This is a genomic window from Blautia sp. AM23-13AC, assembly GCF_003435675.1.
Taxonomy (GTDB): Bacteria; Bacillota; Clostridia; order Lachnospirales; family Lachnospiraceae; genus Fusicatenibacter; species Fusicatenibacter saccharivorans.
Genome location: NZ_QTUL01000005.1, coordinates 99,432 through 126,092 on the forward strand (window position 1 = coordinate 99,432; position 26,661 = coordinate 126,092).

The following is a 26,661-nucleotide window of genomic DNA, read 5'->3' on the forward strand; positions in this document are numbered from 1 at the left end:
ATGAATTATGAATCAAGATCCCGAAAGGAAATCCTGAGCTGGGGACAGAAGACAGAAACACTAAAATAACAGAATAAGGCGGTAGTTTAACGGGCAAAACCTGTGCAGAAAAAAAGGGTTCATGTTTGTGGAACACACAGCAACTTTTTGAGGAGAATAGGGAGGCACAGAATGCAGGTTCAAGTCCTGCCCGCCTTACGCGAGTGAGGTAGCTTAAAAGAAAGAGCGCGAAAAAACGGTCATGTGCGTGACCGTAACGGCAAACTTTTTTCCAGTGGTAATGGCGAAGATGCCGGTTCAAATCCGGCCCTCACTCAGAAAAAAACAGAAGAGCAAACGAGAAAGAATGGAGTCCACAGATCCAGAAAAGGATGTATGGAGAAAACAGTGGAAGGAAAGGAGCGGCAGCGATGGATTTTGCAGAATGGATACGGGAGCAGGCGACAAAAACTTATACAGAAAATGGAGCAGCAGCACGGAACACAACCGGCGATGCGCGGCTGGATCTGTTTGCGACAATTGGATCCCTGCGCAGAGCGGATCCGGAAAGAATTGAGCTTCTGTTTGCGGAAGCATATCAGGCAGACCCGCTGTTCGCGTTGAAAATCCTGTTTTATGCGCGTGATATCCGGGAAGGTCTCGGCGAGAGACGTGTCTTTCGGATTCTACTACAGTATCTTGCCGAGTACCATCCGCAGGCAGTCATTGCCAACCTTGACCTGATTGGTGTTTTCGGCCGTTTTGACGACTGGTACTGCCTGATCGGAACTGGCGTTGAGGACGAGATGTGGAGTGCCATGAAGCAGCAGCTGGAAGCAGATCTGAAAAACTTCCAGGAGGGAAAAAGCGTTTCCCTGCTTGCTAAATGGATCAAAACGGCAGACTCTAAAAATACGGAGACGAGAAAACTCGGCATTCTGACGGCGCAGAAACTCGGCTATCCGGTTTACAACTTCAAAAGAATCGTCCGTTCCCTGCGGAAATATATCGGTGTGCTGGAAGTGAAAATGTCAGAAGGAAAGTGGGAGGAGATCGTTTACCCGGAGGTCTCCGGAAGAGCCATGATGATTTACAGGAACGCATTTCGAAAACATGATGAAAAGCGTTTTAACCAGTATCTGGCGAAGGCACTGGATGGAAAAGAAAAGATTCATGCGGAGACGCTGTACCCGTACGATCTCGTGGAAAAAGTTCTGTATGGACGTCAATGGAATCAGGTATTGGAGGCGCAGTGGAGGCAGCTGCCGGATTATGTGGCGCAGGAAACGAATGCAATTGTCATTGCAGATGTTTCCGGTTCCATGAGTGGAAGACCCTTGGCGACATCCATTGGTCTTGCTATTTACTTTGCAGAGCGGAACCGGGGCGCTTACCACAATCTTTTCATGACGTTCAGCCAGAAGCCGGAATTTGTTTCTCTGAGAGGGGAAACCCTGTTGCAGAAAATCAAATACGTCGAGCGTACGGAATGGGGGATGAATACTAATCTTCAGGCTGCATTTGAGCGGGTTCTGGAAACAGCGATGGATCACGATGTACCGCCGGAAGAAATGCCGAAAGCGCTGATCGTTGTATCTGACATGGAGATCGACAGATGCGGAGACCGCAATTGGACGTTTTATGATCATATGAAAGAAAAGTACGAGTATTGCGGCTACCAATTGCCGAATATTATTTTCTGGAATGTAGACAGCCGAAACGATATTTTCCATGCCGACAGTCGGAGAAAAGGTGTCCAGCTATACAGCGGCCAGTCGGTTACGACATTCCAGAATCTCCTGAACAATATTGACAGCACACCGGTCAAATCGATGGAAAAAGTGATTGAGAGCGAGCGGTACGCATGCGTCAGAACTGGAAATGCGGCATGAAAATGTTAAAGTTAGCAGTATGGATAGAAAGCTTTCAAAAGATGTAAAGCTGATATTGGAAAATAGAATGTAGAAGAATAAAGGAAAAGAGGACACTATGGCATCAAGCATGATTCACTTGGCAATTGTACAGGAGATGAGAAAGAAAGTCTCGTTTCGAGATATCAACCGCCTGTTCCTTGGGGTGATTCTGCCGGATGGGGCGGTGGCGGGAAATAGCCATTTAAAGAAGAAAATCTGCGAAAATACCAGATACACATACGATCTCGAATGTTTCCGCGACAGATACGGGAAATACATGGAGAAGGATGATTTATATCTCGGCTATTATCTTCATCTGATCCAGGATATGCTATATCGGAGATTTATGTATGGGGAGCATGGCTGGAATTCGAGCGTTCCTGGAAATGTAGAAAAACTGCATCGTGACTACGAGATATTAAATGAATATGTTTCGAAAAAATATGGCCTTTTCCAGGAAATGATCCAGGAGCTGGATCTTACAGAAGATCCATTGGCACAGCTTGCTGAATTTGATGTGAAAGGTCTTATAAAAGAAGTACGCAGGGAATTTACCCAGAGAAAAGAAGAGAAACTGTCCATCCTTACCAGACAAATGGCCAACGAGTACATCGTACGCGCGACGGAATTCTGCGTGGAAGAGCTAAAGGCACTGTCCAAAGGGAAATCAGGTCTGGACAGTACTGTGTGGAGCTGGGAAAAACCAGAAAATATATCACATGAAAAATTAAACCAGAAGTTAAATGCAAAAATCGAAAATATGTAATATAGTATATACAGAACAAAGCACGGACATTCACAAAAAGAACAGAGACGTGCAGAAAGCAGGAATGCAGCAGACACATTTATGAGTGCAGAACGCAGGCATACAATGTGGGATGTATGAAGCCATGGATGAATTATGAACCAAGGTCTCTGAAGGAAATCCTGAGCTTTAGAGAGAAGGCAGAGGCAGGAAAATAGCATCTCCACCGATGATATAAAGCAAGTCAGGGTGGAACAGCATTTGATACACATCAGTATCCACAAAAAATGTGGCTGAAAATAAGGCGGTAGTTTAACGGGCAAAACCTGTGCAGAAAAATGTTTCATGTTTGTGGAACGTACAGCAAATTTTTCGTAGAGGATAAGGCACAGAATGCAGGTTCAAGTCCTGCCCGCCTTATGCGATTGAGATAGCTCAAAAGAAAGGAGCGGCAGCGATGGAACAGATCATCGAAAGCGAGCGGTATGCGTGTGTCAGAACAGGGATGTGGAAGAAAAGATGTAAAGTTGTGATTGGAAAACAGGATGTAGGAGAATAAAAGAAAAACGGACGCTGCGTTTCAAAGATGAAGCAGTGTCCGTTTTTTACTATATGTAAGATACCGGGGTCAAAGGGGTCAAAAAGCCTTTTGACCCCAACATCTATTTAAGAAAAGTTGACAGTTGAAAAATTATGCAAAATACTCTCCCGCCAGTTCCTTAAACGCCGGCAGTGCCCGCGCAATCTGTGCGGTGGTAACGCAATAAGCAATCCGCACGAATCCCGGTGCACCGAAGTCATCGCCGGGTACAAGAAGAAGTTCGTACTTTTTCGCTTTCTCACAGAACGCATACGCGTCCGGTTCCGGAGTTTTCATGAAGAGATAGAAAGCGCCGTCCGGGTGAACGCAGGTGAAGCCGTAGGCGGTTAATGAATCATACAGCAGATCGCGGTTTTTCTTGTAGACCGAAAGATCAGAAACCTGTCCTGCGCATTTGGCGATGACGTGTTGGATCAGGCTTGGTGCGCAGACGAAGCCGAGGGCGCGTCCGGCGCCGCAGACGGCTGCGTAGATGGTTCTTGCATCATCGACCTCATCCGGAACGAGAACGTAGCCGATACGCTCGCCCGGCAGGGAGAGGGATTTGCTGTAGGAGTAGCAGACCAGCGTGTTTTTGTAATATTTTGTCAGATACGGAACTTCCACGTCTCCGTAGACAAGCTCGCGGTACGGTTCATCAACGATCAGATAAATCGGATGACCGTATTCGGCAGATTTTGTTTCCAGAAAAGCAGCGAGCTTCTGAATGTTTTCTTCGGTGTAGACAACGCCGGACGGATTGTTCGGGGAATTGACGAAAACGCCTTTGGTGTGTGCTGTGACAGCGGCCGAGAGGCGGTCAAAGTCGATCTGGAACGTGGAAGAATCAGCCGGCGTTTCGATCATGGCTGCGCCTGCAGATTCGATGAAAACACGGTATTCCGGAAAGTACGGGGTAAATACGATATACTCGTCGCCCGGAACGGTTAAAGCGCCAAGGACGATGCGGAGCGAAGCGGCTGCACCGCAGGTCATGTAGAAGTTGTCGGCATGGAACGCGGTACCAAAGCGTTTGTTCAGGTCGGCTGCAACGGCGGCGCGGGTATCGGCATCGCCCTGCGCGGAGGTGTAGCCGAAGAGATAGTAATCGTCTTTGGAATCGAGCAGCTCCTTGATGGTCTCATGAACGGAGGCCGGAGCCGGCACGTTTGGGTTTCCGATACTGAAATCAAAGACGTTTTCTGAGCCGATCTCGGCAGCGCGTTTTTTACTGTATTCGAAAATCTCGCGGATTACCGATTTTTTTGTGCCGAGAGTTACCATTTTTTCTGAAATCATGTGTCAATCCTCCTGAAGTAAATTGTTTGCCGCTGTTTTAAATGAACTGTAAATATTATTCTTTTTTTCTGCTTTTTCCTTATTTTAGCAGACAAAGACTGAATTGTAAATGCAGCATTTTCGGTCTCATGCTCCCGCAGGCTGAAAAGATGGCGGAAGCACACCACGAGTGATACCAGCAGACTACCGAGCCGCACGGACGGAAGAAATCGGGAAATTTGTGCGGCGACGGCAAACCCGGAGAACGAGACAATTGAGCGCAGATTGTGTGGCTGGATAATGAGAATCAACGAAAACGTCAGATAAAACGCCGCAAGAAGAAGCGCCGGCCGCAGATCCGGCAGGAGGCCGAGCAGCACGCCGAACGAGACAGAGATCGCCTTTCCGCCTTTCGCAGGCTGCAGAAACGGCCATGCGTGTCCGGCCACCGGGGCGAGCAGAATCAGGGCGAAAATCCAGGAACTCATCGAAACAGCGGAACTGTGCGCCGCCAGAAACACCGGCAGAAATCCCTTCCCGATATCGCACAGGACGCAGAGCAGTCCAATCCGCGGTCCGGCCACTGAAAAGGCGTTGAAGGCACCGGGATTCTGATCTTCATTCACAGTTCGGACATCCACGTGGCAGAAGTATTTTGGAATCAGGTACGAGTACAGTACGCTACCCGAGAGATACCCGAAAAAACTATAAAACAGATAAGCAGTAAGCATCATAAGCAGTTACTCCGAAACTAATTTTTCCAAAAGGTGTGTAATTGCCGTTCCCGCCTGCGGATGGCTGTTTTGATGCTGGGCATCGCGCATCGCAATCTGACGTGCATCATCGCGGGCGAGCGAAATACCGGCCTCTGCCAGCTCTTTCTGATGTGCGCCGGTCACGGACATTCCGCGGGAGACAAAAAAAGTACGGTTTTTTGTTTCGCAACCCGGAATCGGATCAGTGTGGACGAGCGGAACGCGCCGCACAGCGGCCTCGGTACTGCTTAAGCCCCCGGGCTTTGTAAACAGCACATCGGCAGCGGCCATATATTCCGCAACGTGGCGTGTAAAACCGATGATATGTACATTTGGGTTCTTATGGAACTGCAGCCGGAGCGAACGCATCCGCTTTTTATTATTTCCGCAGATGATCACAGCCTGTTCGCCGTTTTCCAGCCGGGAAACGAGTTCATGTGCGAGCAGATGCACTTTGCCGAATCCCATACTGCCGCTCATGACGAGAAACAGCGGAGCATCCTCGGGAAGACCGAGATGGCGGCGCACATCCTCTTTGGATGCAGGGCGCGCAAATGCGGGCCGCACCGGAATACCGAGAGGAAGCAGTTTTTCTTCCGGGATGCCGCAGGATGCAAACTCCGGGATCAGATCCTTGTGCGGAACCACATAGTAATCGCAGTTCGTCTCTTCCCAGAACGGAATGCACGCGTAATCGGTGGCAATGGCAACGCAGGGAATCGTCAGCCGTCCTTTCTGCTTCATCCAGGTCAGTGTTTCCGCCGGATAAAGATGTGTGGTGACAACGGCATTAAAATGGTTTTGATCAATATAATCTGCAAGCGCATTTCCAAGCCGCGCATTTGCATAGTAAACGGGGGATTTCCAGGGAAATTTCCGTACCAGCTCACCAAGCTGATAGAGTGCGCCGAAGCCGGCCGGAAAAACGGAGACGAGCTTCACATAAGCTCCGCCGACCAGTGCGGAGGTATGCTTTCGCCCGAGGCTCATCAGATCCAGAACCTCGGCTTCGTGGTGATAAAAATTCAGACTTTCTTTTAATGCAGAGGCCGCAGCATTGTGGCCACCGCCAGTATTGCAGGATAAAATCAGTACCTTCATAAGAAAACTCCATTCTTTTGTTGTATCCCGAAGAGAACCTGAAAAAGGGGATGCCGATGTTTTGTTTTCAGACACGCTTTAGTATAGAACGCTGTTATTTTTCGGACAATCCACAAAATGAGAAAAGTGTCTGATATAACAGAAAAGCGACAGGCAGCAGAAACACCGGGGAGACGCAGACGGAGCATCCACCTACGGATCAAGATATTGAGAGAAAGGAAAGAAACGACGGATGCCTGAAAAATTGGCAAAATAGAATAAAATCGAAAGAAAAAGAAACGAAAAACAGGATAAAATGCTGAAAAATCAATTGACATCCACTCCAAAACTTCGTATCATAAAGACAGAATGGGGCGCGTTCGGAAAGCAATCTGCGCACCGGAAAATACAGGAGGTAAGCTTAAAATGGGTAAATGGCAGAGAAGTCTTTACCAGCCGGTTCTGCCGCTGGGAAAAGACGGAAAAAGGGTAACAGGAAGCGCGGAACATATCGCACTTTCCAGAAAAGCAGCAGGCGAGGGTATGGTTCTGGTGAAAAACGAGAACGAGACATTGCCGCTCGCAAAAGGCACAAAAGTAGCTTTATTTGGAAAAGGAACGATTGATTACGTAAAAGGCGGCGGCGGAAGCGGTGACGTTACGGTCGAGTATATCCGCAACTTCTACGAAGGCATGAAGATCAAAGAAGCCGAGGGGGAGGTTTCTCTGTTCCATGAACTTCCGGAATTCTATGAGAAAAATGTAAAAGAACAGTATGCTGCAGGCGCTGTACCGGGCATGACAAGAGAGCCGGAAGTACCGGACGAGCTGGTAACAAAAGCAAAAGCATATACCGATACCGCAATCATCACCATCTGCCGTTTCTCCGGCGAGGGCTGGGACCGCAAATGCCAGATCACCGAGGAAGGCTATGAGCTGTTTGAGGATGAGAAAAAACAGATCGAGCTGAGCGCCAGCATCTTCGAAAACGGCGACTTCTGCCTGACAAACGGCGAAGCAGCCATGGTAGAAAAAGTAAAAGCAAACTTTAAAAATGTCATCGTTGTCATGAACGTCGGCGGTATGGTTGATACCAGCTGGTTCAAAGACTGCAAAGAGATTCCGGCGGTGCTGATGGCATGGCAGGGCGGCATGGAAGGCGGCCTCGCGGCAGCGGACGTTGTAACAGGCGGCGTCAACCCATCCGGTAAACTGGTTGATACCTACGCAGCAACCCTCGAGGATTATCCATCCACCGAGAACTTCCATAAATCCGTTTATTACGTGGATTACAACGAGGATATCTACGTTGGCTACCGTTATTTCGAGACGATTCCTGGCGCAGCGGAGAAGGTCAATTATCCGTTCGGCTTCGGTCTTTCCTACACCAGCTTTGAGACAGAAGTTCTGGGGGCAGAAGAGAAGGATGGAAAGATTGTTGTAAAAGCAGCTGTTACCAACACCGGAAAACGTGCCGGAAAAGAAGTTGTACAGCTCTACTATGGCGCACCGCAGGGCAAGCTTGGCAAGCCGGCCAAAGAGCTTGGCGCTTACCGGAAAACAAGACTGCTGCAGCCAGGCGAGACACAGAGAGTCGTTCTTTCCTTTACAGTGGAAGATATGGCATCTTTTGATGACCTTGGAAAGGTTGCAAAATCTGCCTATGTTCTTGAGGCAGGAAGCTACGTCTTCTACGTTGGAAACAATGTAAGAGATGCGAAGAAACTGGACTTCACCTACGATCTGGCAGAGGCAGAAGTGACTGCACAGTACACCAGCCTTGCCGCTCCGCATAAGCTGGAAAAACGTCTCCTTGCGGATGGAACCTACGAAGCGCTTCCGACCGATAACGGCCCTGTCGAGGAAGAAGGACTGGAGCGTCAGGATAAGCTGACTCTGGAAGGCTTCCTCCCGGCAGTCAAAGCACAGGAGAGAAAGAGCTTTGGCGAGCTTATGGAAGCAGCAAAGACGAATCCGAACCTGATGAATGTGGTCGAAGGAAAAGAAACGCTCGACGAGTTTGTAGATAAGCTTCCGACAGAAGCACTCATTCATCTGCTCGGCGGTCAGCCGAACACAGGAGTTGCCAATACGTTTGGCATGGGAAATCTGCCTGAGTACGGCATCCCGAATATCATGACCGCAGACGGACCGGCAGGCCTTCGCATTCAGCCGCAGTGTGGCGTCAACACGACCGCATGGCCGTGCGCAACATTGCTTGCCTGCACCTGGGATCCGGAGCTGATCGAAGAGATCGGTAAAGCCGGCGGAGAGGAAGTCAAAGAAAACAACATCGGCATCTGGCTGACCCCGGCTGTCAATATTCACAGAAGCCCGCTCTGCGGAAGAAACTTTGAGTATTATTCCGAGGATCCGCTTGTAGCCGGAAAATCCGGTGCGGCAATGGTACGCGGTATGCAGTCCGAGCATATCGGGGCAAGTGTGAAACACTTCTGCTGCAACAACAAAGAAACAAACCGAAAAGACAGCGATTCCCGCGTTTCCGAGCGTGCGCTGCGTGAGATTTACCTGAAAGCCTTCGAGATCATTGTAAAAGAGGCAGATCCATACACAATCATGTCGTCCTACAACCTGATCAACGGCGTTCAGGCATCTGAGAACAAGGATCTTTTGACCGGTATTCTGCGCGGTGAGTGGGACTTTAAGGGAATGGTAACGACCGACTGGTGGACACACGGCGAGCATTACCGCGAGACAAAAGCCGGAAATGATATCAAGATGGCAAACGGATACGAGGAGCGCGTACAGGAGGCATTTGAGAAGGGATACATCACCCGCGACGAAATCGCTCTTTGTGCAAAACGAATCCTGACCATGATTCTTCGCATGGACTGATGTGGATGCATGTGAATAAATAAAGAAAAGTGTGGATAACACATAAAAAAATCGTATGCTGTTGTGGAAAAAGCAACAGCATACGATTTTTTACTTTCCGGACAGGATTCTTTCCTGTTTACACGGCAATGATCTGTAGCAAGACTCTGGCGACCGCAGCGCAGTAAAAACGAGCGGAAACTACAGGAAAAAAACTGTTTTCAGGCGGCAGCCTTCTGTAGCTCTGCCATGATCTTAAATTCCCGCACGACCATAACGATGCTGACTGATGCGGCTGCAAGGTCTGCAATCGGTGCAGTGTACATCACGCCGTCAATGCCGAAGAGATACGGAAAAATCAGCAGCAGCGGAAGCAGGAAAATAATCTGTCTCGTCAGCGAAAGAAAAATACCCTTCTTCGGTGCTCCGATTGAGGTAAAGAAGTTTGAGCTGACCGGCTGGATACCGTTCAGGAATGTGAAAAACAGGAAAATGCGGAAGTACCGCTCTGCAAAATGCAGGTACTCTTCTGAACCGGAACCAAAAATGCCGATAATCTGGCGCGGAAAGAACTGGAAGCAGAGGAAGGCGACGATGGAAATGGCAGTCGCCGCAAAAACTGCTTTTTTATAGGCGTCCTTCACGCGGTCATATTTCTGCGCACCGAAGTTGAAGCTGACAATCGGCTGAAGTCCCTGGGAAATGCCGATAACAAAGGAGAAGAACAGCATATTCACCTTTGAAATAATGCCGGCGCATGCAAGCGGAATGTCGCTTCCATAGACGGAATTGGAGCCGTAGTAGGTCAGTGTGTTGTTCATAACGATCTGAACAACCATCATTGCCACCTGATTGAATGCCGGAGTTGCACCAAGCGCAGCGATCCGTGCCCAGCAGGCCATGTTCGGCTTCAGATCGGAAAGAGAAAGCGGCAGCGTTTTAAAACCGCGCAGATAGAAGACAACAAGCGCGAATGATAAAATCTGTCCGGTGATCGTGGCGAGCGCTGCACCTGCCATGCCCATGTGGAAAACGAAGATGAACAGCGGGTCGAGAATCGTGTTGACGATCGCGCCGACCAGGTTGCACAGCATGGAAAATTTCGGGCTGCCATCCGCGCGGATCAGGTTGGAGCCGCCGATTGTGACGATCAGAAACGGGAAGCCGATGGAGGTGATTCTGGTGTAAGTACAGGCGTAATCAATGACGTCCGGTGTTGCACCAAAGAGAAGCATCATCGGGCGCAGAAAAAGCTGAACGGCAACGCAGAGAATCACACCGAGGATTGCCAGCATGGAGATGGCACTTCCAACATAAGATTTCGCGTGCTCCGGCTCTCGTCTGCCCATGCAGAGATTGAAGTTTGCAGCACCGCCGATGCCGCAGAGCAGACCGATGGATGTGCAGACCATGCTGAGTGGGAACGCTACGTTGGTCGCTGCGTTTCCGAGCACGCCGATGCTGTGACCGATAAAGAGCTGGTCTACCATGTTATAGAGGGCGCTGACGAGCATCGCGATGACGCTCGGAATCGCAAAACGCCGCAAAAGAGAGCTGACCGGTTCCGAGCCGAGAGGATTTTCGGAAGGTTTCATAGAGGGTATCTCCTTTCAAATGAGGTAAAAGTTCATCGTTTGTATCGGGTGAAAATTCCCGGAAAAACTCCGAGACTATATAGTATACCATAGAAAGAAAACAGAAAACAAGAGGGTGACCGCTATTTTCAGGAAGTGTAACAGAATCGTAGCAGAACTCTCTGCATTTTTAAAAAAAGAGATTGACAAAAATGAAATATTAACCTATATTGTAACAAGGTTAACAATTCAAAGACAGAAAGAATTGCATACAAGAACCTGCGAGGAGGACTTACATTCATGAAAAAATCAAAACTTACAACAAAACAGATTGTACTGACCGGCATGATGACGGCAGTGCTTGCGGTACTGTCCATTGTGACGATTCCGCTTCCGACCGGCGTTCCGGTGACGCTGCAGACCTTTGCAATGGCATTTTGCGGCTACGTGCTTGGCTGGAAATTGGGAGGTGCATCGTCCGCTCTTTATCTGATCCTCGGCGCGATCGGCGTTCCGGTTTATGCCGGCATGAGCGGTGGCTTCGGCGCTCTTCTCGGACCGGCCGGCGGCTTTATTTTCGGATTTATTCCGATGGCAATGCTCTGCGGTGCCGGAATTAAAAAAGGCTTCCCGGGCAAACCATTCGTTCTTGGAATCGCAGGTCTTGCGGTATGTCACGCATTCGGTGTGGTACAGTTTTCCATTGTAACAGGAAACACGATCCCGGCTTCGTTCCTTGCAGTTTCCGTTCCGTACATTGTAAAAGATGTGATTTCCGTTGTAGTAGCTGAAATTCTCGGTGTAGCCGTTCGAAAAGCACTGTCAGCAGCTCATGTAATGAACTACGGAACCGCAGCATAATCACAGAGCGTTTCTGAAAAACCAAAAGATAAAAACAAGAGACAGGCATCCTGACAATCTGCCAGGTGTCTGTCTTTTTCTGTTTTGTCAAGCGGATATTCGCAATCCGCTTCGCTACTTGCCTGATTCGGTTAAAGTATTCCGCAGCAGCAGCGGTTATTTGAAAAAACGTGCAAAATGCATTTCATACAGTTTCAAAATTTTAATGAATTCCTAAGAAAGAGGCAAGAAGGCGTTAAGGGAGATATGGTAGGATAGAAAGCAGGAAAGAACAACAAAGGGGTTTGAAACTATGAGAAAAAGAACACGAAAACACCGGGGAACAGCGGGAAAAATGGTTGGAGGTTTTCTGGCATTTTTCTGCCTGATCCTGTTGACGGCCGGAATGTTCTGGGCAATCCAGGGATATGTTTCCTATCAGAAGGCAGTGAAGGAAAAGCCGCTCGCGCAGGCAGTAGAGGAAGCCAGAAGCGGAGCACAGTGGGCTTCTCTTGAACAGGTGCCGGATCTGTACAAAAAAGCGGTGCTTGCTGTTGAGGATCATCGGTATTACACACATCACGGGATAGACTGGATCAGCATGGCGCGGGCCGTTGTACATGATATCCGCGTGATGAAACCGGAGCAGGGAGGCAGTACCATCACACAGCAGCTGGTAAAAAACATGTATTACGATCAGAATAAGACATTTGCCAGGAAAGCGGCAGAGGCGTGGACGGCACTCTATGTGGAACGGCAGCTTTCGAAAGAAGAAATTCTGGAATTGTACATCAATACCATCTATTTCGGGGATGGCTACTATGGACTGAAAGAAGCATCGCTTGGCTACTTCGGGAAAGAACCGCAGGAGCTGACCGACAGCGAAGCCGTTCTCCTCGCCGGAATCCCGAATGCACCGTCCGCCTACGCACCGTCGCGCCACGCGGATCTGGCGCTGCAGCGGGAAAAGCAGGTGCTGGCGGCAATGGTAAAATATGGATACCTGGAACAAAGTGAGACGGACAGCCTGCTGTGGGATGCGGCAGCCGATCCGGTTCTGGCACGATAGAAAGAAAAGTGAGGAAAAAAGAATGGGAAAACTGATCAGACTGGGGGCAACAGCGCTGTCCATGATTGGAATTTTGGTGATGATTCTCTGTGTGCAGGCGGCGATTTTATTTGTGAGGCTGTGCATCCGAAGAAAGCAGAAAAAAATTGAGCTGAAATAAGAGAAGGAAAAATGTGAGCAGAATTGCCGGAAGAAAAACGGTGATTCTGCTCGCGTTTTTTTTCTGTGAGCAATCCGATTGCGTTTCCGCCGGGAAAAAGGTATAATGAAAAACAGGCAAAAAAATGGTAAAACAGACAGCTTTTGAGGAAAAATAAATGGAACAGAAAGACAGCGCAGAACGGATTTTAAAACAGATTCCCTATGAGATCGTGTATTCCGCCCGTAAAACGCTCGCCGTCCAGGTCAAAGCGGATGGAAGCGTGGTGGTGCGCGCACCGAAACGGATGGCAAAATACAAAATCGAAGCATTCTTAAAAGAAAAACAGGATTGGATTCACACACACCGGGAAAAAGCGTTGGCGGCCGCAGAGCAGAAAGAAGCGAACCGTCTGACGGAAGCAGAACGAAAAGCGGCGGTTAAACGTGCGGCGCAGATGCTGGCGGAAAAGACGGCACATTTTGCAAAAGAGATGGGCGTAACGTATGGCAGAATCACAATTCGTGAGCAGAAAACCCGCTGGGGCAGCTGCAGCAGCGCCGGAAACCTGAACTACAACTGGAAGCTGGTGCTGATGCCGGAGCACGTGATGGATTACGTCGTTATCCACGAGCTGGCGCACCGGAAAGAGATGAACCATTCCGCGCGGTTTTACGCGGTGGTGGCACAGCAGATGCCCGATTACAAAGTGTGGCAGAGCTGGCTGAAGGAGCATGGAAGAGAGTACTGAAAAAGAGAGGCAAAACAAATGATACTGACCGAAGAAAAAACATATATCATCAATGTGACGGAAGTCGATACCGACGCAGAGCTCGGTTTAAATAAGAAAGATATTATGATCAAATACACGAATCTGGAGCTGTTGCACGCGGTTCTTGCAAGCACGATGCCGTACGGCCGTCTGTCGGCGCGCTACCGCGGAAAACGGAAGGCGGAGCTGCAGTCACGGATTGCGATGGTGGAGAGTGTGCTCGAAACACGCGGCGACCAGCTGACAAAAGCGGAGCAGATTATGTATCTCGACACGGCGGAGCGCAGTGCAATCTGTCATTATCTCGGCATCATCTACACGCGGCTGATTGCGCAGAAGCTGTACGGAATTGACTGTATGGTACCGCTGAACCTGATCGAGCAGCCGGGGGAGAAAAAATTTGTAAAATACAACGGTGCATACCGCCAGGATCTGATCGGATACGGAAAGCAGAACGCATGGAGCGTCTGGGAGCCGGTCGGCAGGAGCGAGAACAGCCAGGCGGCCTTTGGAAACGGATGCCGGGCGGCGTCGGAGATCGAGAAGATCAATGAAAATCCGCTGACGAAGAGCGCGGCGTGCATGACGTATTACGAGAGAGGCTATCTGAATGCCGTTGTAAAAGAGCCGGAGCGGACCGGGGACGGGACACTTTGGTTTCCAGAGGAGAATTATTTCAAAGCATATTATCAGCCGCTTTTCGAGCTGTTTGCGGACGAACAGCCGGGTAAGCTGTACGGAAGCAGCGGCGGCTTTGAACTGGAGCTGACTCTGCCGTGGACGGAGGAAGGAAAACGCGGCTTCCGCCATCTGCAGATCGGAACGGATCAGGTGACGATTGCATTGATGCGGGAAGGGAAGTACGATCAGATCTTAAAGCGGATGGAAAACGTTTTGGATTTATCAAAAGAGTGCAGATTCTGCGGGGAAGACGGCATCTGGGTAGGCGCAGAGTAAATGTCATCGGAAGTGCCGAAGCTGCCGGGGATGATGGTACACAGATTCTGTGTGGGAAAAACGAAAAAGAAAGGACAAGAGCAATGGCAAAAGAAATGGAAACTCCAAAGGACGAAGGGCTGCAGGGGAATGAAACGATAGAGGAAGCAATTCTGGGACTGCAAAAGGAGCCGACGCCGGAACTGCTGGCACATGTGCTGACGGTAATCCGCCGCAGAATGAAAGAGGGCGGACAGGCGATTCTTTCCGTGGAACCGCCATCCGGCGACGATCAGATCCGGATCGGAACGGTAAAGAGCGCGGACGGAAAAGTCTGGTGGGCCGCGTTTACGAGCTTTGATGAGGAATTAAAGGGGAGCAGCAGCGTGAAATCTACGTTTCTCGTGAGTCTGGAACAGCTGATCCACATGGCATCTGAGACAAAGGAGATCAGCGGTGTGATTTTCAATCCGTGGAACCGCACGATCATGCTGGATCATACGCTGCTTTCGATTATCATCGGGGAAGAGAACGCAGGACATTGATATCATATTTCACTTGGCCAGATTACGATGCTGCTCACAATCAACTTCGATTACGGATTGCGTGGGTGATGATGCTGAGAGAAAAAAAGAAAATAGCATAAAATAGCGGAAGGTGGATCTAAGGCACAAAGCACAGGAGGGAAAGATATGGGGTATCGAAAGGTGTATCGTACGGTAGATGAACAGACTACAAAAAAGATGGTAAAGATGCTGCAGCGTCATGGAATCATGGCTTATGGAAAAAGCGAAGGAGCCGGAGAAATTCTGCAGATTACAACTGGAATACCGTATCAGGGACGCGTTGTTTATGTGAAGGAAGAACAGGCAGAGGAGGCAAAAAAACGGATTGCCGACTGGGAGAAAAAAGGGGAATTTCCTGAGCCGCTCCGAACACAGTCCCATACGCCAAAAGCAAGAATTGCAGCTCTGATCTGGGTTATTATTATTGTTATGGGGATTTTATTTAACATAGGGTTCAGTATGTTCCGGTGAACAAAAGGGAGGTTTTACAAAATGGAAGGTTTTCAGGTAACAGAAATCGGAGAAAAAATTTACTGTATTCTTGACGCGGGAAATTCGTCGTTCTATGTGGTAGAAGGAGAAGAGAAAGCGGCTGTGATTGATACCGGCATCACAGCAGGCGCAAAGATTCTGCCGGTGATAAGGGAGTTGACAGATAAGCCTCTGCTGCTGGTTATCACGCATGCGCACCCGGATCACATGTATCACATCGATGAATTCGACGAAGTTTACATGTGCCACGAGGAAAAGAAAATGGACCCGGAGACGCTCGTGATGCTGACGGCGGGAAAATTAAAACCGTGGGAGGAGATTCATGACATCCGTACCGATTCCGTGATTCCGCTCGGCGGCACAGAGCTGGCCGTCTGTCAGACACCGGGCCATACGCCGGGCAGTGTTGTCGTGCTGGAGACGAAACAGAATTACCTGTTCACCGGAGATGCGATCGGAAGCGGCTGCGGTGTCTGGATGCAGGTGCCGGGCGGAACGAGCCTGGAAGAGTATTACGATGGTCTGGTTGGTCTGATGGCGTGGCTGGTGAAAAAGGGCGGCCGCATGAAATTCTTCGGCGGTCATCACACGCAGGTGTTTGAATCGACGGCGCATCCGGTTTACAATCCGCTCAGCCTCGGCGTTCTCGCAGATCTCATCGACCTTGTGGATCAGGTGATCCACGGCGAAAACCTGGGACGGCCAAGCAATGCGAAGCCGTTTTCGAAAGAACAGGTCCGCTACGCGTCGTACGGCCGCGCAGAAATGCAGTACTGTGCATCGCGGATTCACCGAAAATAAGCGCGTGAAATCTTAAAACTTCCATAAGAAGAAAGGTTTTTGCCCGCGGCGGCTTGACAAAATAAAAAAACGCGATTATGATAAATGCAGTTTCTATTCCAACAGAAAAAGAAAAGGTTATGAGGAAGAGGAGTACATGGCAGGCCCCAAAAGAGAGGACGGTTCACCGGCTGAAAGGCTGTCCGGGAAGGTGGTCATGGAAGGTAGCTTCTGAACCGGAGAGCTGAAAAGCACAGAAGATGTGATGATTAGGTTCTCACGCATGAGTCACGTTACAGACTCCGAAACGAGATACAAATTAAGGTGGTACCGCGGAATTTTCGCCCTTTGCATGCATGTTATGTGTATGTGAAGGGCGTTTTTGATTTAAGACAAGCCTCTGCGGGAATAAATACCACAATACACCAAACATAAAAGGAGGATCTCATGAGCAAAGAACTCGCAAAGACCTACGATCCGAAAGGACTCGAGGACAGACTGTATCAGAAATGGCTGGATAAAGGATATTTCCACGCCACTGTAAACCCGAACAAAAAACCGTTTACCATTATGATGCCGCCTCCGAACGTAACCGGACAGCTTCACATGGGCCACGCACTCGACAACACCATGCAGGATATTCTCTGCCGTTTCAAACGGATGGAGGGATATGAAGTCCTCTGGCAGCCGGGAACCGACCATGCGGCGATTGCAACCGAGGTAAAAGTTACCAATATGCTCAAAGAGCAGGGCATCGACAAAGATGAAATCGGACGCGAAAAATTCCTGGAGCACTGCTGGGAGTGGAAGAAAGAGTACGGCGGACGCATCAACAGCCAGTTAAGAAAGATCGGCTCCTCCGCAGACTGGGAGAGAGAACGCTTCACCATGGACGAGGGATGCTCCAAAGCCGTAGAAGAAGTATTCTGCCGTCTGTATGAAAAAGGATGGATCTACAAAGGAAGCCGCATCATCAACTGGTGCCCGGTATGCCAGACTTCCATCTCCGATGCAGAGGTTGAATATCAGGAGCAGGCAGGCCACTTCTGGCACATCAACTACCCGGTAGTTGGCGAGGAAGGCCGCTTCGTAGAAATCGCAACCACCCGTCCGGAGACTCTGCTCGGCGATACTGCCGTAGCTGTCAATCCGGAGGATGAAAGATACACCGATATTGTAGGAAAAATGCTGAAACTGCCGCTGACCGACCGTGAAATCCCGGTTATCGCAGATGCTTACGTAGACAAAGAGTTCGGAACCGGATGCGTTAAAATTACACCGGCACACGACCCGAACGATTTTGAGGTAGGAAAACGCCACAACCTCGAAGAGATCAACATCTTAAACGATGACGGAACCATGAACAACAAGTGCGGCAAATACGCCGGCATGGACCGCTACGAGGCAAGAAAAGCCATGGTAGAGGATCTCGAGAAGCTTGGCCTTCTTGTAAAAGTAGTGGATCACGTTCACAACGTAGGAACCCACGACAGATGTAAGACAACCGTAGAGCCGATGATCAAACCGCAGTGGTTTGTAAAAATGGCGGATATGGCTGCCGCTGCCAGCGAAGCGGAGAAGAACGGGGAAGTAAACTTCATCCCGGATCGTTTCAGCAAGATTTATCAGAACTGGCTGAACAACATCCATGACTGGTGTATTTCCCGTCAGCTCTGGTGGGGCCACCGCATCCCGGCTTACACCTGTGATGACTGCGGCGAGATCACCGTTGTAAGAGGCGGAATGCCGGAAAAATGCCCGAAATGCGGCAGCACCCATCTCACCCAGGACCCGGATACCCTGGACACCTGGTTCAGTTCTGCTCTGTGGCCGTTCTCCACGTTAGGATGGCCGGAGAAAACACCGGAATTTGATTACTTCTATCCGACCGACGTACTCGTAACCGGATACGACATCATCTTCTTCTGGGTTATCCGTATGGTATTCTCCGCACTGGAGCAGACCAAACAGGTTCCGTTCCACCACGTACTGATCCACGGACTCGTTCGTGATTCCCAGGGACGCAAGATGAGTAAATCCCTCGGAAACGGTATCGATCCGCTCGAAGTCATTGACAAATACGGTGCAGATGCTCTCCGTCTGACTTTGATGACCGGTAATGCACCTGGAAACGATATGCGTTTCTACTGGGAGCGTGTAGAAGCCAGCCGTAACTTCGCAAACAAAGTATGGAACGCTTCCAGGTTCATCATGATGAACCTGGAAAAAGCAGAAGTTCCGTCTGAAATGCCAAAAGACAAACTGACACTGGCAGATAAATGGATTCTTTCTAAGGTAAACACGCTGGCAACGGAAGTAACGGACAACATGGACCGCTACGAGCTCGGTATCGCCGTACAGAAGGTTTACGACTTTATCTGGGAGGAGTTCTGCGACTGGTACATCGAGATGGTAAAACCGCGTCTGTACAGCGAGACCGACGAGACGAAGGGCGCTGCACTGTGGACCTTAAAAACCGTTCTTGGCAATGCATTAAAGCTGCTGCATCCGTTTATGCCGTTCATCACAGAGGAAATCTACTGCACACTGAATCCGGACGAGGATTCCATCATGATCGCCGCATGGCCGAAAGAGACCGAAGACTTTGCATACGCAGAGGATGAGGCAGCCGTTGAGATGATGAAAGAGGCGGTAAGAAGCATCCGTGGTGTCCGCACCAGTATGAACGTACCGCCGTCAAAGAAAGCAAGCGTATTCGTTGTAACGGAAGATGCTGCTGTACAGGAAACCTTCAAAAACGGTGCTGTATTCTTCGGAACTCTGGCAGGAGCAAGCGAAGTTCACGTACAGGCAGACAAAGCCGGCATCGCAGACGATGCGGTATCCGCAGTGATCCCGCAGGCAACGATCTACATTCCGTTTGCCGAGCTGGTTGACCTGGAAAAAGAGATCGCCCGCCTTACGAAAGAGGAAGAGCGTCTGACAAAAGAGATCGCACGTTCCAACGGCATGCTTGGCAACCCGAACTTTATCAACAAAGCTCCGGAAGCAAAAGTTCAGGCAGAGAAAGAAAAACTGGCGAACTATCAGCAGATGATGGAGCAGGTTCAGACAAGATTGGAGCAGCTGAAAAAATAAATGAAAAAAGGAAAAAAACTGCATGGAAACAAGGAAACCGTAGTGAAAGTCTGCAACTGGCTCTCTTTGCCGCTGCAGGCCCTGGGATGCTGTATTCTGTATCTGGTGATTGAAGCATTTTCCCGCCATTCGCTGGCATCTGCATGGAGCTACATGGTGGAAAGCCCATGGGTCTTTTTGTACAATGCATTTTTGATCTTCACTACTTTTATGGTAGTTTATCTGTTCCGCAGACGTGTGCTGGTACGGCTGGTGATGAGCTGTTTCTGGCTGCTGCTCGGCATCATTAACGGTGTGATTCTGGCAAACCGCGTCACGCCGTTTACCGGACCGGACTTGCGGAATTTAAGTGACGGCGCAAAGGTCGTGACGAAGTATCTGTCGAAAGGTACCATGATCCTCGTCGTAGCAGCCCTTGTGGCATTATTGGCATTTTTTGTATGGGTCTGGATCAAAGGACCGAAATTTCGGGGGAAAATCCGCTGGTATCTGAATGTGCCGTTGATTGCTCTGGTAATTGTACTCTTTACGGGAGCAACAAATCTGGCGCTTGCAAAGCGTGTGCTTTCCAGCTATTTCGTCAACATCGCATTTGCCTACCAGGATTACGGCTATCCGTACTGTCTGGCAGTCACCCTGTTTGATACGGGAATTTCAGAGCCGAACGGCTATTCCGAACAGCTCGTGAAACAGATTGAGACGAGTGAAGGCGAACAAAAAGAGGATGATACGGTAAAACCGAATATTATCTTTTTGCAGCTGGAGTCCTTTTTCGATCCGGAGCTGGTTAATTTCCTCAACATTTCCGAGGATCCGATCCCGTATTACCGGCAGCTGATGAAGGATTATTCTTCCGGTTATCTCCGCGTGCCGGTGGTGGGAGCCGGAACAGCAAACACAGAGTTTGAAACTATTTCCGGCATGAGCCTCCGGTATTTCGGAGCGGGTGAGTATCCGTACAAATCGGTGCTTTCAGAGGAGACGTGTGAGAGTGCGCCGTATGTTTTAAAGAATCTTGGCTATGCGACCCATGCGATCCACAACAATGAAGCAAACTTCTATTCCAGAAGAAGTGTATTCTCACGTCTTGGTTTTGATACCTTTACCTCGGAGGAATATATGCCGGATATCTCGGATGTGACGGCAACCGGATGGGTAAAAGACCATATTCTGACAAAAGAGATCATAAAAACGCTCGATGCGACAGACGAACCGGATTATATCTATACGATTTCGGTACAGGGCCACGGTGATTATCCGACAGAGCCGGTGCTTGACGATCCGGAGATTACAGTGACAGGCGCGGAAGACCGGGAAAAAAATAATTACTCCTGGGAATATTATGTAAATCAGATTCATGAGATGGACAAATTTGTCAAAGAGCTGACGACAAAGCTTGCGGATTATCCGGAGCCGGTGGTACTTGTGATGTACGGGGACCATCTGCCAACGATGGGACTGAAAGTAGAAGATCTGGAGAACCGCTATCTGTATCAGACCGAATACGTAATCTGGGATAATATGGGACTGAAAAGGAAACAGGAAAACATTGCTTCCTACCAGATTGCAGCAGAGGTTATGAACCGTGTGGGAATTCATGACGGAACCATTTTCCGGTATCATCAGACGAGACGGAATACGAAGAATTATCAGGTGGATCTCGAGGTGCTGCAGTATGATATGCTGTATGGAAAACGGTACGTTTACGGAGAAGACGGAGAGACACCGTATGAGCGTGTGAAGCTGCAGATGGGTGCTCTGCCGGTAACACTGGAACGAATCGAAAAATCCGGAGAAGATACCTGGTATTTTTACGGAGAAAACTTTACGGCATCGAGCCGTGTGGAAGTCAACGAGGAGATACAGGATACCGTTTATGTCAGCCCGTCGATTCTGATGGTGCATAGTCTGACCCTGGAAGACGGTGATCAGATTACAATCGCGCAGCAGAGCAACAGCTCGACGAAGAAGGTGCTGACAAGGACAGAGCCGATGATGTATGAAGAGCCAAAAACGGTATCTACACCGACGCCGACGCCGAACCCGGACAGCACGAAAACGGACGTGACACAGGAAAATGCCAATACGAGCACTGCGCCGCAGGATGAACTGACGGCAGCGCCGTCCGGTGCGCCGGAGGGCGAAGGCGACAAGATTGAGCCGTCAAAAACAGAAAACAGCGATAAACCGGCCGAAGACGGCGGTCTGCAGAATTAAAAAGAGTGTCCGAAAGATCATACAGTGGGGCGGATTTTGACGTCCCACTGTATCTTTTTACGGGGAAAGTCGAAAAGTCGGGACAAAATTTTGAAAATTGCTATGGACATATCCGGTCACTCGATTATAATGATACTAGGGTCTGAAAGCAGCCCTAAAATACTGAAGAATGGTGAAATAAAGTGAATTATACAGAAGCAGTTGATTATATCGAAACAATACCGAAATTTACGGTGAAGCATCCGCCGGAACATACGAGGGAGCTTCTTTCGCGCCTTGGGAATCCGCAGGAAGGGATCAAAATTATCCATGTGGCGGGCACGAACGGAAAGGGAAGCGTCTGCGCGTACTTGAATGCGATGCTGCTTGCAGGCGGCAAAAAGACAGGACTTTTTACCTCCCCGCACCTTGTACGCATCAACGAGCGGTTCCAGATCAACGGGGAAGATGTGTCGGATGAGCAGTTTCTCGACGCATTTCTCAAAGTGGAAAAAGCAGCCAAAGAATACGAGGCGGAGGGCGAAGGCCATCCGAGCTATTTTGAGACGCTGTTCCTGATGGGAATGCTGATTTTCAAAGAAGCCGGCGTGGAATACCTGGTCATGGAGACCGGCCTTGGCGGACGGCTGGATGCGACAAATGTGGTCGAAAAGCCGCTGGCATGCATCATCACGTCCATCAGCCGCGACCACACCGAGTATCTCGGCGACACCCTCGAGGCGATTGCGGGAGAGAAAGCCGGCATCATCAAAGCCGGTGTCCCGGTGATTTACGACGCCAGCCAGCCAGGTCCGGCGTCTGTCATTGCCGCAAAGGCGAAAGAGATGGGAAGCCCGGCATGGCCGATGGAGCCGTCGTTCTATGAGATGAAAACACAGAGCCGCGAGGGCATCACCTTTACCTTTGCATACCTGGGCGGCGAAAAAGCAGAGCTTGCGATTCCGTACGTGGCAAAATATCAGATGATGAATGCAAGCCTTGCGTTTTACACGATGCATATTCTGCAGGACGTGCACGACATTCCTAAGAACGTGCTTGCGGAAGGTCTTTCGAAGATCAAATGGCCGTGCCGTATGGAAATGGCTGCGCCGGGCGTCATCATCGACGGCGCGCACAACGAGGACGGCATTGCACAGTTTGTCAGCACGGCAGGCTATTTTGCGAAAGAAAACGAGATCACGATTCTGTTCACGGCAGTTGCAGACAAGCACTATCATGAGATGATCGGTGAAATCTGCGAGGGCATCCATCCGTCCCATGTTGTTGCAACGCAGATCGACGGAAGCCGCGTCGTACCGGCGGAAGTGCTTGCAGAGGACTTCAGAAAAGCAGGATGCACGGATGTCTGCGCGGAATCGGAGATCGGGGCAGCGTATGAGAAGGCACTGGAAAAGAAGGGCAGCGGCATGCTGTTCTGCGTGGGTTCTCTGTATCTGGCGGGCGAACTGAAAGCATATCTTGCAAAGCGGAATGGTTAGCGAATACAGGAAGGAATTTTTTGTTTATGTTAAATTACGAAGAAGAACTGAAGAAGTTTAAACCGTGTCTCGATGTGGACGAGGTGGAGGATGCGATTTACAGCCGTGATCTGACGGATGTGATCGACATTTTGAAAGAAATGATGAAAAACGACAAGCCGGAACAGGAAAACGAGACAGAAGCGGAAAAGGAAGAGTAAGGTGCCGGAATGAACTGTATGAATTGTAAATCGGTTGTGGACGTCGGAATGGAGATCTGTCCCAACTGTGGTTTTAACCTGAGAGTACAGAGAAAATGTTTTTCTCTTTCGAATATGTACTACAATCTGGGCCTCGACAAGGCAGAGATCCGGGATCTTTCCGGAGCGATTGATATGCTGCGGCGGAGCCTGAAGTTTAACAAATACAATATCCATGCGCGGAACTTGTTAGGCCTTGTCTATTTTGAGACGGGTGAAGCGGTTGCGGCGTTAAGTGAGTGGATCATCAGCAAGAATATTATGCCGGAGAATAATGTGGCGACGGAGTATATTGCGACGCTGCAGGCGGAGCAGGCGAAGCTGGATATGATCAATCAGACGATCAAGAAATACAACAGTGCGCTGAAATGCTGCCGCGAGAACAATGAGGATGTGGCTGCAATCCAGCTGCGCAAGATTCTGAACCAGAATCCGAAGCTGATCAAGGGATATCATCTGCTGGCGCTGATTTATATTCACAAGGGTGAGTATGAGAAAGCGCGGAAGATTCTGAAAAAGGCGGCGAAAATTGACAAGACAAATTCGACGACGCTGCGTTTCCTGAAGGAGATTGACTTCCAGACGGGTACGCAGACATCGCTGGAGCCGAGGCGGTTCGGACGCAGGGAGCGGACGGAAGAGCAGCGGGAGGACGAAAGAGAGCGGGTAGTAAGCGGCGATACGGTGATTATTCCGCCGACGTTCCGCGAGACATCGACGGCGGCTACCATGCTGAATATCGGCATTGGACTGGTGCTCGGCGCACTGGTTGTGTGGTTTCTCGTCGGGCCGGCGAATACGCAGAGAATTAACCGCCAGGCGGATGAAAAGGTTGTGGAATACAGCGGAAAAATGGCGAGCCAGGAGGCGCAGCTGAATCAGCTTCAGAGCCAGGTGGATTCCCTGAACGAAACGACGGCATCTGCCCAGCAGCAGATCCAGACGGCACAGGACACGGTGGCTTCGTATGAAAACCTTTTGAAAGCAGTGGAAGCGCAGCAGCAGGGCAATACAAGCAATGCAACCAATGCACTGACGGAGGTCAACCCGGAGGCCCTCTCTGTAGATGCAAGAGCCGTTTACGATACGATCTACAAGAGCATGCAGTCGACGATGTTCCAGGAACTCTCAGATTCTGGCGTCAGTGCGTTTGATGATTCGAATTACACGGAGGCGATTGATAAGCTTTCGAAGGCTAAGAATATCAACGACAGTGACTATACGGTGCTTAACTATCTGGCGCATGCGTATCGGCTGAGTGGGGATACCGATAATGCGATTTCGGTGTTCCAGGAGATCATCGATAAGTTCCCGGGAACCCAGAAGGCTACTAAGGCCGAGCAGCAGATTGAGGCGCTGGGGGGGACTGTGAAGACGGAGGAATAGTGAGGACGGATGCCCACGGGGCAGAATGCCGCAGGAGATGCGGCGCTGTTTCGTCGGGCTGATACCACTGACTACGCGGAGGGTGCGTGGGACGAAGGGCAAAAAAGTATAAAAGTGAGAAGATAAAACACAAAAGATGAAATTCGCTTTACGGCGAAAAATCTTTTGTGTTTTTTATTTTATGACAGGAAAAAGGGAGGATGGGAAATGGATAATCGTGTTTGGGTGAAGGATGCGGTGATGACGATTCGGCTTCCGGAAGAGGTGGATCATTTTGTGGCTGACCGGCTTCGGGAGGAGGCGGGGGAGATTTTGGTGGAGAGGAATGTGAGGGAGGTGGTGTTTGATTTTCGGAAGACGGTGTTTATGGACAGTTCGGGGATTGGACTGGTGATGGGGAGGTTTCGGGAGATGGAGCTGATTGGCGGGAAGGTGAGAGCGGTGCATGTGGGAGAGCGGATGCGGAGGATTCTGGTGATGTCGGGGGTGACGCGGGTGATTGAGGTGGAAGAGGAGAAGACGTGGAAGTAGGTTTTGGACGGGGAGTGGGCAGAAAGGGGAATGGGATGATGCGAGAAAGGATGAAAACAGAAGAGAAGATGCGGTGGAATACGATGACGCTGGAATTTGAGAGCCGTCCCTGCAATGAGAGTTTTGCGCGGGTGTCTGCGGCGGCGTTTCTGGCGCAGCTGAATCCGACGGTGGAGGAAGTGGCGGATGTCAAGACGGCGATTTCGGAGGCGGTTACGAATGCGATGATTCACGGATACCGGCAGGAAAAAGGGAAAATTCAGATGAAGTGTGTGCTGGATCTGGAGGAGAAGGTGTTTCAGGTGACGGTAAAAGATACCGGCGTCGGGATCGAAAATGTGGAGAAGGCGATGGAGCCGATGTTTACGACCTGCCCGGAGCTGGAGCGGTCGGGGATGGGGTTTTCGTTTATGGAGGCGTTTATGGATGAGCTGGAAGTAAGGTCGCATCCGGGATGGGGGACGGAAGTGGTGATGAAACGGAAAATCGGTGTGCATCCGGAAATGTAAGGGCCGGATCGGAAGTCATAGGAGTCAGAATGCATGGAACATACGCTTGCCCTGATCGAAAAGGCACACGAAGGGGATAAAGCGGCAAGGGATACACTGGCAGAGGAAAATATGGGACTGGTCTGGAGCATGGTGAGGCGGTTTGCAAACCGCGGGGTGGAGATGGAGGATCTGTGCCAGATCGGGAGCATTGGGCTGTTGAAGGCGATTGATAAATTTGATCCTTCGTTTGAAGTCTGTTTTTCGACGTATGCGGTTCCGATGATTGCGGGGGAGATCCGGCGGTTTCTGCGGTCGGAGGGGATGGTGAAGGTGAGCCGCCCGATCCGGGAACTGGCGTGGAAAGCGTATGCGGTGCGTGAGCGGCTGGAGCGGGAGAACGGGCGCGATCCGACGCTGGCGGAGATAGCGGGGGAGCTTGATGTTACCGTGGAAGAAATCGTGGAGGCGATGGAGTCCGGCGCGGAGGTGGAATCGCTGCAGAAGACCATCTATCAGGGGGAAAACCACGATATTTCTCTGATGGACCGCATTCCGGAAAAAGAGAACGGGCAGGAAAAGCTGCTGAACCGGATTTTCTTGGAAGAGCTGTTGGGACGACTGCCCGCGAAGGAGCGGCAGCTCATCTACATGCGCTATTTTCAGGACATGACGCAGGCGCAGATCGCCGGAAAACTGGGGATTTCGCAGGTGCAGGTGTCGCGGATGGAAAAGAAGATTCTGCGGCAGATGCGGATGGAAAAGGTCTGACAAAAATACAAATCCGGCGGAAGGGCGCTTTTCCTGGGAAAGGCAGAGAAAAGTGCCTGAAACCCGGGCGGATAAAGGAAGAAAAGAAAGGCGAAGCGGGGAAAGGCGGCAGAAAGTTT

23 protein-coding genes, 2 tRNA genes and 1 other annotated feature are annotated in these 26,661 nt (G+C 50.1%); of the genes, 21 read left to right on the forward strand and 4 right to left on the reverse strand.

Annotated elements, in window-relative coordinates; all coding sequences use genetic code 11:
• Positions 1 to 75: 75 nt before the first annotated feature.
• The 4 genes from DW642_RS15845 to DW642_RS15850 all read left to right on the forward strand — a co-directional run bounded on the left by DW642_RS15845 (position 76) and on the right by DW642_RS15850 (position 3,057).
• A tRNA-Phe gene (locus tag DW642_RS15845) sits at positions 76 to 198 on the forward strand.
• A gap of 212 nt (positions 199 to 410) precedes the next feature.
• Complete coding sequence (locus DW642_RS07875; protein WP_117509892.1) at positions 411 to 1,871, forward strand: DUF2828 family protein; 1,461 nt, start codon at positions 411 to 413, stop codon at positions 1,869 to 1,871.
• A 97-nt stretch (positions 1,872 to 1,968) separates the two neighbouring features.
• Entirely contained in the window at positions 1,969 to 2,658 is a 690-nt protein-coding gene (locus DW642_RS07880) for a hypothetical protein (RefSeq protein ID WP_117509821.1), read from the forward strand.
• A gap of 280 nt (positions 2,659 to 2,938) precedes the next feature.
• Positions 2,939 to 3,057, forward strand: a tRNA-Phe gene (locus DW642_RS15850).
• A gap of 271 nt (positions 3,058 to 3,328) precedes the next feature.
• On the opposite strand, the gene DW642_RS07885 is transcribed toward DW642_RS15850, so the two are convergent.
• From DW642_RS07885 to DW642_RS07895, 3 genes are read right to left on the reverse strand one after another with little or no spacing between them, the layout of a single operon-like run.
• Complete coding sequence (locus tag DW642_RS07885; RefSeq protein WP_117509822.1) at positions 3,329 to 4,516, reverse strand: pyridoxal phosphate-dependent aminotransferase; 1,188 nt, start codon at positions 4,514 to 4,516, stop codon at positions 3,329 to 3,331.
• Positions 4,513 to 5,229: a glycerol-3-phosphate acyltransferase gene (locus DW642_RS07890; protein WP_242991155.1), complete on the reverse strand. Its 717-nt coding sequence runs from the start codon at positions 5,227 to 5,229 to the stop codon at positions 4,513 to 4,515. The genes DW642_RS07885 and DW642_RS07890 overlap by 4 nt, the downstream gene beginning before the upstream one ends.
• A gap of 6 nt (positions 5,230 to 5,235) precedes the next feature.
• Complete coding sequence (locus DW642_RS07895) at positions 5,236 to 6,351, reverse strand: MGDG synthase family glycosyltransferase (RefSeq protein WP_117509823.1); 1,116 nt, start codon at positions 6,349 to 6,351, stop codon at positions 5,236 to 5,238.
• Between the two features lie 405 nt (positions 6,352 to 6,756).
• Here DW642_RS07895 and DW642_RS07900 point away from each other — a divergent pair, with 405 nt between their 5' ends.
• Complete coding sequence (locus tag DW642_RS07900) at positions 6,757 to 9,186, forward strand: glycoside hydrolase family 3 protein (protein WP_117509824.1); 2,430 nt, start codon at positions 6,757 to 6,759, stop codon at positions 9,184 to 9,186.
• 200 nt (positions 9,187 to 9,386) lie between these two features.
• On the opposite strand, the gene DW642_RS07905 is transcribed toward DW642_RS07900, so the two are convergent.
• Positions 9,387 to 10,760 (reverse strand): MATE family efflux transporter, encoded by a 1,374-nt coding sequence (locus tag DW642_RS07905; RefSeq protein WP_117509825.1) that lies wholly within the window; start codon positions 10,758 to 10,760, stop codon positions 9,387 to 9,389.
• 279 nt (positions 10,761 to 11,039) lie between these two features.
• On the opposite strand from DW642_RS07905, the gene DW642_RS07910 reads away from it, so the two are divergent.
• From DW642_RS07910 to DW642_RS07975, 16 genes are all read left to right on the forward strand, one after another.
• Complete coding sequence (locus DW642_RS07910; RefSeq protein WP_022461328.1) at positions 11,040 to 11,600, forward strand: biotin transporter BioY; 561 nt, start codon at positions 11,040 to 11,042, stop codon at positions 11,598 to 11,600.
• A gap of 292 nt (positions 11,601 to 11,892) precedes the next feature.
• The gene (locus DW642_RS07915; protein ID WP_070103231.1) at positions 11,893 to 12,648 is read left to right on the forward strand and encodes a transglycosylase domain-containing protein; all 756 of its coding nucleotides are present in this window, start codon (positions 11,893 to 11,895) and stop codon (positions 12,646 to 12,648) included.
• Between the two features lie 22 nt (positions 12,649 to 12,670).
• A complete protein-coding gene (locus tag DW642_RS15855) occupies positions 12,671 to 12,808 on the forward strand; it encodes a hypothetical protein (RefSeq protein ID WP_156327580.1) in 138 nt (45 codons plus the stop codon).
• Between the two features lie 157 nt (positions 12,809 to 12,965).
• Positions 12,966 to 13,538, forward strand: coding sequence for a M48 family metallopeptidase (locus tag DW642_RS07920; RefSeq protein WP_117509826.1), 573 nt, complete (start codon positions 12,966 to 12,968; stop codon positions 13,536 to 13,538).
• Positions 13,539 to 13,556: 18 nt separating this feature from the next.
• Positions 13,557 to 14,516: a hypothetical protein gene (locus tag DW642_RS07925; protein ID WP_117509827.1), complete on the forward strand. Its 960-nt coding sequence runs from the start codon at positions 13,557 to 13,559 to the stop codon at positions 14,514 to 14,516.
• Between the two features lie 83 nt (positions 14,517 to 14,599).
• Positions 14,600 to 15,040, forward strand: coding sequence for an SseB family protein (locus DW642_RS07930; RefSeq protein WP_242991156.1), 441 nt, complete (start codon positions 14,600 to 14,602; stop codon positions 15,038 to 15,040).
• A 147-nt stretch (positions 15,041 to 15,187) separates the two neighbouring features.
• Positions 15,188 to 15,532, forward strand: coding sequence for a putative signal transducing protein (locus DW642_RS07935; protein WP_117509828.1), 345 nt, complete (start codon positions 15,188 to 15,190; stop codon positions 15,530 to 15,532).
• A gap of 21 nt (positions 15,533 to 15,553) precedes the next feature.
• Entirely contained in the window at positions 15,554 to 16,354 is an 801-nt protein-coding gene (locus DW642_RS07940) for an MBL fold metallo-hydrolase (RefSeq protein ID WP_117509829.1), read from the forward strand.
• A gap of 110 nt (positions 16,355 to 16,464) precedes the next feature.
• Positions 16,465 to 16,685 (forward strand) — a binding site (T-box leader).
• A 95-nt stretch (positions 16,686 to 16,780) separates the two neighbouring features.
• Positions 16,781 to 19,432 carry a valine--tRNA ligase gene (locus DW642_RS07945; RefSeq protein WP_055220009.1) on the forward strand — a complete coding sequence of 884 codons (2,652 nt, stop codon included), beginning with the start codon at positions 16,781 to 16,783 and terminating at the stop codon, positions 19,430 to 19,432.
• Positions 19,433 to 21,649, forward strand: coding sequence for an LTA synthase family protein (locus tag DW642_RS07950; RefSeq protein WP_117509830.1), 2,217 nt, complete (start codon positions 19,433 to 19,435; stop codon positions 21,647 to 21,649).
• 182 nt (positions 21,650 to 21,831) lie between these two features.
• Entirely contained in the window at positions 21,832 to 23,127 is a 1,296-nt protein-coding gene (locus DW642_RS07955; protein WP_117509831.1) for a bifunctional folylpolyglutamate synthase/dihydrofolate synthase, read from the forward strand.
• Between the two features lie 26 nt (positions 23,128 to 23,153).
• Positions 23,154 to 23,327 (forward strand): hypothetical protein, encoded by a 174-nt coding sequence (locus tag DW642_RS15995; RefSeq protein WP_022461761.1) that lies wholly within the window; start codon positions 23,154 to 23,156, stop codon positions 23,325 to 23,327.
• Between the two features lie 9 nt (positions 23,328 to 23,336).
• Positions 23,337 to 24,752, forward strand: a complete 1,416-nt coding sequence (locus DW642_RS07960) for a tetratricopeptide repeat protein (protein WP_117509832.1) — start codon at positions 23,337 to 23,339, stop codon at positions 24,750 to 24,752.
• Between the two features lie 207 nt (positions 24,753 to 24,959).
• The gene (locus tag DW642_RS07965) at positions 24,960 to 25,283 is read left to right on the forward strand and encodes an anti-sigma factor antagonist (RefSeq protein WP_022461763.1); all 324 of its coding nucleotides are present in this window, start codon (positions 24,960 to 24,962) and stop codon (positions 25,281 to 25,283) included.
• A gap of 38 nt (positions 25,284 to 25,321) precedes the next feature.
• Positions 25,322 to 25,792, forward strand: coding sequence for an anti-sigma F factor (gene spoIIAB / locus DW642_RS07970; protein ID WP_270423031.1), 471 nt, complete (start codon positions 25,322 to 25,324; stop codon positions 25,790 to 25,792).
• Positions 25,793 to 25,825: 33 nt separating this feature from the next.
• Positions 25,826 to 26,542, forward strand: a complete 717-nt coding sequence (locus DW642_RS07975; protein WP_055220004.1) for a SigB/SigF/SigG family RNA polymerase sigma factor — start codon at positions 25,826 to 25,828, stop codon at positions 26,540 to 26,542.
• The last annotated feature ends 119 nt before the right edge of the window (positions 26,543 to 26,661 follow it).

Coding starts and splice junctions, on each gene's coding strand:
- DW642_RS07875 (WP_117509892.1), top strand. CDS start 411: ATGGATTTTGCAGAATGGATACGGGAGCAGGCGACAAAAACTTATACA.
- DW642_RS07880 (WP_117509821.1), top strand. CDS start 1,969: ATGGCATCAAGCATGATTCACTTGGCAATTGTACAGGAGATGAGAAAG.
- DW642_RS07885 (WP_117509822.1), bottom strand. CDS start 4,516: ATGATTTCAGAAAAAATGGTAACTCTCGGCACAAAAAAATCGGTAATC.
- DW642_RS07890 (WP_242991155.1), bottom strand. CDS start 5,229: ATGATGCTTACTGCTTATCTGTTTTATAGTTTTTTCGGGTATCTCTCG.
- DW642_RS07895 (WP_117509823.1), bottom strand. CDS start 6,351: ATGAAGGTACTGATTTTATCCTGCAATACTGGCGGTGGCCACAATGCT.
- DW642_RS07900 (WP_117509824.1), top strand. CDS start 6,757: ATGGGTAAATGGCAGAGAAGTCTTTACCAGCCGGTTCTGCCGCTGGGA.
- DW642_RS07905 (WP_117509825.1), bottom strand. CDS start 10,760: ATGAAACCTTCCGAAAATCCTCTCGGCTCGGAACCGGTCAGCTCTCTT.
- DW642_RS07910 (WP_022461328.1), top strand. CDS start 11,040: ATGAAAAAATCAAAACTTACAACAAAACAGATTGTACTGACCGGCATG.
- DW642_RS07915 (WP_070103231.1), top strand. CDS start 11,893: ATGAGAAAAAGAACACGAAAACACCGGGGAACAGCGGGAAAAATGGTT.
- DW642_RS15855 (WP_156327580.1), top strand. CDS start 12,671: ATGGGAAAACTGATCAGACTGGGGGCAACAGCGCTGTCCATGATTGGA.
- DW642_RS07920 (WP_117509826.1), top strand. CDS start 12,966: ATGGAACAGAAAGACAGCGCAGAACGGATTTTAAAACAGATTCCCTAT.
- DW642_RS07925 (WP_117509827.1), top strand. CDS start 13,557: ATGATACTGACCGAAGAAAAAACATATATCATCAATGTGACGGAAGTC.
- DW642_RS07930 (WP_242991156.1), top strand. CDS start 14,600: ATGGCAAAAGAAATGGAAACTCCAAAGGACGAAGGGCTGCAGGGGAAT.
- DW642_RS07935 (WP_117509828.1), top strand. CDS start 15,188: ATGGGGTATCGAAAGGTGTATCGTACGGTAGATGAACAGACTACAAAA.
- DW642_RS07940 (WP_117509829.1), top strand. CDS start 15,554: ATGGAAGGTTTTCAGGTAACAGAAATCGGAGAAAAAATTTACTGTATT.
- DW642_RS07945 (WP_055220009.1), top strand. CDS start 16,781: ATGAGCAAAGAACTCGCAAAGACCTACGATCCGAAAGGACTCGAGGAC.
- DW642_RS07950 (WP_117509830.1), top strand. CDS start 19,433: ATGAAAAAAGGAAAAAAACTGCATGGAAACAAGGAAACCGTAGTGAAA.
- DW642_RS15995 (WP_022461761.1), top strand. CDS start 23,154: ATGTTAAATTACGAAGAAGAACTGAAGAAGTTTAAACCGTGTCTCGAT.
- DW642_RS07960 (WP_117509832.1), top strand. CDS start 23,337: ATGAACTGTATGAATTGTAAATCGGTTGTGGACGTCGGAATGGAGATC.
- DW642_RS07965 (WP_022461763.1), top strand. CDS start 24,960: ATGGATAATCGTGTTTGGGTGAAGGATGCGGTGATGACGATTCGGCTT.
- spoIIAB (WP_270423031.1), top strand. CDS start 25,322: ATGCGAGAAAGGATGAAAACAGAAGAGAAGATGCGGTGGAATACGATG.
- DW642_RS07975 (WP_055220004.1), top strand. CDS start 25,826: ATGGAACATACGCTTGCCCTGATCGAAAAGGCACACGAAGGGGATAAA.